Origin of the sequence: Methylibium sp., assembly GCF_031393925.1 — a bacterium.
In the GTDB taxonomy this organism is placed as follows: domain Bacteria; phylum Pseudomonadota; class Gammaproteobacteria; order Burkholderiales; family Burkholderiaceae_C; genus Methylibium.
Window position 1 is genome coordinate 1 of sequence record NZ_JANMWL010000169.1, and the last position, 3,754, is coordinate 3,754.

5 protein-coding genes are annotated in these 3,754 nt (G+C 65.8%); 1 reads left to right on the plus strand and 4 read right to left on the minus strand.

Translation table 11 applies throughout. From position 1 onward, the window contains the following. Nucleotides 1–608: 608 nt before the first annotated feature. The 4 genes from RMO12_RS09390 to RMO12_RS09405 form a co-directional block, all read right to left on the minus strand. Nucleotides 609–893: a hypothetical protein gene (locus tag RMO12_RS09390; RefSeq protein WP_309639092.1), complete on the minus strand. Its 285-nt coding sequence runs from the start codon at nt 891–893 to the stop codon at nt 609–611. A gap of 821 nt (nt 894–1,714) precedes the next feature. Then, a complete protein-coding gene (locus RMO12_RS15980) occupies nt 1,715–2,194 on the minus strand; it encodes a transposase zinc-binding domain-containing protein (RefSeq protein ID WP_405029653.1) in 480 nt (159 codons plus the stop codon). 53 nt (nt 2,195–2,247) lie between these two features. Next, entirely contained in the window at nt 2,248–2,529 is a 282-nt protein-coding gene (locus tag RMO12_RS09400; RefSeq protein WP_309639093.1) for a hypothetical protein, read from the minus strand. An 8-nt stretch (nt 2,530–2,537) separates the two neighbouring features. Continuing rightward, on the minus strand, nt 2,538–2,678 hold the full coding sequence (locus RMO12_RS09405; protein WP_309639094.1) for a hypothetical protein: 141 nt from the start codon (nt 2,676–2,678) through the stop codon (nt 2,538–2,540). Between the two features lie 277 nt (nt 2,679–2,955). Between RMO12_RS09405 and RMO12_RS09410 the strand changes: the two genes are divergently transcribed. Beyond that, the gene (locus RMO12_RS09410; protein ID WP_309639095.1) at nt 2,956–3,624 is read left to right on the plus strand and encodes a GntR family transcriptional regulator; all 669 of its coding nucleotides are present in this window, start codon (nt 2,956–2,958) and stop codon (nt 3,622–3,624) included. The last annotated feature ends 130 nt before the right edge of the window (nt 3,625–3,754 follow it).

The following is a 3,754-nucleotide window of genomic DNA, read 5'->3' on the forward strand; positions in this document are numbered from 1 at the left end:
GACAGCTACCGCGCGGGCTACGCCGCGCTGACCGTGCCGGCGCTGGTGTGCGGCGCACTGCTGTGGTGGCTGGGGCGGCGCGACAAGGCGCCGTGAGAGCGGGACTCAAGTGCGTCCTCCGTCATCTCCGATCAGGCCGGGGATGACAAATTCACCAGAGAAACTCAACCCTGAAACAAGACCGCTGGTGGCCACCACGATCGTGGCGCGGCTCAACGCCCGCGTGGCAGTGCATCTGGTCGTCGAGCGCGCCTGACGCACCGCGACGGGCAGCGCCATCCGCGCGACATCGACACCCCAATCGATCCTTTTCAAGCGGCCTGGCGCCCCAAGGCAAGGGGCCGCGCTGCGTCCGGACTCATCGGAACGACCTCCTTCTGCGCCATGAGCCCCCGGGCACGGCACCCGACAGCGCTTGATGGGGTCGTTGGAGTCCACTGCGACCCGCTGAGTGTCGACGGCACCGCCGAAATGCGTCTGTCATGGGGGTCGACTGCGGGTGAACCCCGATCATCAGGCCGCTTGGACCGGTCCCAGAAAGTCAATGGCGCAGCCCGCCCCTCGGCCCGGGGCGCCGGGCCGCTTGAACAGTGATCAGTTTGGCGCGTTCAGGCCGCTTGCAGCGCCTGCCCACGGGCCGGCGATCGCGGCGGTGCACGCGCCTGCAAACCCAGGTGCGTGAGGATCTTCTCGATAACCGGCCGCTCCAGGATCGCAGCGATGATCTTCAGCTCACCACCGCAGTTCGGGCAGTGCTCGAGGTCGAGCTCGAACACGCGCTTGAGCCGCCGGGCCCAACTCAGCCGCACCGGGCGGTGATGCGCACAGTTCGCCCCGCACTCGGCGGGCGGGGTTGCCTGGGCGCCCTCGTCCGGCCCTTGCGGCACCACCATCGCGCGCAGCTTGGCCGAAGTTGTGGATGAAGGTGCCAGCACGCCGTGCAAACGGATCAGATGCAGTCGTGGCCGTGGCCCGAGCGACCGAAGGGCGCTCTTCAATCGCCCGTGCGGCCAGCCGCTGCATGAACTCCAGCGGCGGCGTCCCCTGGTGCGTGGTGCCGTCGCGCCACGGGGTCTTAGTTACGACATAACTTGAGTACAAGTTAGTCTCCACTGAAACTGCGTTTTCAGCTTCAGCACGACCTGCCCGGCGGCGTTGCATTGCACGCGCTCGTTGGCCAGTGCCGGTCGGGGGTGATGTAGCGGCACAGTTGTTCCAGCGCTTGGCGGTCGTCGGCGCCGCAGCGTACGGCGGCGTGCAGGCTGAACCCGTCGATGTCGGCGCACAGGCTCTGTTTGAAGCTCGCCTCCCTTGGTATTGCGCCTTGCAGCGTCAGCACCTTCCGGCCGGCACGCTCAGCCGTTGGCAATGCGGTAGGCCGAGCCCGGACACAAACAGTCCAGTGGACTGTTTGTGCCTGGCGAGGGGCCGGGCCACTGGCCCGGCGCGGCCTGCAAGGCCAGGCGGCGGCTTGCAGCGGCCTGAGCACGCGGGCCTCGTCCGAATCGCTGTCCTTGTCAGCCATGTAGGTCGAGCCCTGCTCTTCGACCAACACACCCCGCCGAGTGAGCAGCTTGCGTCGTGCGGGCGATGATCTTGTGCAGCACCGCCTGCAGATCTTCATCGCTTGGCGCGCTCACCTCGACGAAGACCGGCTCGCCTTCCGTACTGCATCGGTACACGCCGTCCAGCACCAGGCAGTGCAGGTGGATGTTCAGGTTGGCGGCCGAGCCCTACATTCAAAACTCGGCTGGATCAACGTGACCGCGCCGCTGTCGGTCTCGTCCGCCTTCAGGCCCGCCTGCTCGAGCAGGAACCGAGTGAGTACGCGGTGCACAACCTGCAGCACGGGCGTCACCAGCTTGGGCTGCGCGGCCAGCAGCAGACGCAGCGGGATCGGCAGCCTCATGACCCAAATGAGCACCCACTGGCGCACCGGCACATGAGGGATGAGGTGGTCTACCAGGTACGCCGCCGTTTGCGCCATGCGCCTGGCGCCGCACGACGGGCAAAAGCCGCGCCGCTTGCAGCTGAAGGCGACCCGCTTGTCGTGCCCGCAGTCACCGCAGCGAAGCCTCAAGAAGCCGTGCGCAAGGATGCCGCACTCGAGGAAGGCGTCGAACTCGGCCTTGGGCGTTCTGCGGCAGATCGGCTCCGGCGGCGGCTTCGGCCTCGGCGAAGAAGGTCGCGGCATGCTGCTGCACCAGGCGGTACAGCGTAGTCTGCTCGGGGCGGTGACGGAACGGTTCAAGCCGACCGCTTCGCGAACGGCATGCGTGAACTCGCCTGGACGGCTAGCCAGGCCATCGGCAGGTACGCGGCCAGCAGGTCGAGCACGACGAACCCCTTCGGCGCGGGAACCATGAAGCTCGCCGCGATACCCCCGCACAGAAACATGACGCCGATGGCATAGGCCAAAGCGGGCTTGTGGTTGGCCGCTATCAAGTAAGCGGCGAGCGCGCCAGCGAACGTGCCCAGGGCATGCGCCACGAACGGCATGACGAAGTGCCGCGGCTCGAAGAGGTGCATGCCTTGGCTCAAACCTCTGCGGTGGTGACATCGACGCCCGCAGGCGGCCCGATGAGCGACGGGCTCAGCAGGATGAGCGCCATGTTGACGGCAGAGCCGACGACGATGCCGGCGAGAAGTGCGAGGACGCTGCGCAGAAGGCGGGGCATGGGCATTCTCCTTGGAGGTCGTCATCGAATACAAAGGCGGCCCATCCCTCGAAATGCTGTGCGGTTCCGACGCAAGACGTCACAGGTCCGGCTGGTAACTCAACTCCATTGCTTCTCGAGTCTCGAAGGGTACGCTCATTCCAGTCTGGCTCCGCTTGATGCGGCGTGCTGGCGTTTTCGTCGACGGGTAGGCCAAGCGAAATTCAGGTTTTTCTTGACAAGAAGTGTCCTACTGTCGATACTGGATTCACTGTGTATACACACTGAGTCCACTTATATGACGAACAAGCCTCATGGGCGGATGGACCGTGCCTATGCGCTGCTGCGCGAAGCTGTTATCGACGGATCGTTGAGTCCGGGCGAGCCGCTTTACGAGGTCCACCTCGCCGACAGCCTGGGCATGAGCCGGACGCCGGTGCGCGAGGCGCTCAAGGTCCTCACTCGCGAGGGTTACTTGGAAGCGCTGCCCTCGCGCGGCTATGCGGTGCCACGGCGCTCGATCGATGACATGCGCGAGTTCTTCGAATTGCGCGAGGTGCTCGAATCCGCGGCCACGCGCTATGCGGCGCGGCGCGCCACGCCGGCCGAGATAGTGCAATTGGATCGCCTGTGCGTGCAGTACGAGCGCGAGAAAAACGACGCCAAGTGGATCCAGCTCGGCCACGACTTCCATACCCTCATCATTCGAGCTGCGCGCAACAGCCGGCTCGAATCGGTGCTCGATGCGTTGAACGCTCAAATCGTGGTCTCGCGCCGTACCGTTGCCTGCGCCGACGACGTGCGCCGCCGCGCTGCGGTGCGCGACCACCGTGCCATTTTCGAGGCGGTTCAGGCCCGCGACGCGGAGCGTGCCGAATCGCTCGCTGCCGAGCATGTGCGGCGCTCCTACGAGACAACGCTGAGAGCCCTGGTGCCCGACGCGTTTGCCACCCTACAGACGGCCTGAGTCCGTCTGCCCACCCTGCCGTCAGCCGATGGCATCAACAGGAACAGTCGATATGAAGCGAACCCTCTTTGCCATCGCTGCCGCAGTGGCGCTCTGCGCTCCCGCCGTGGCGCAGGACTACCCGAACAAA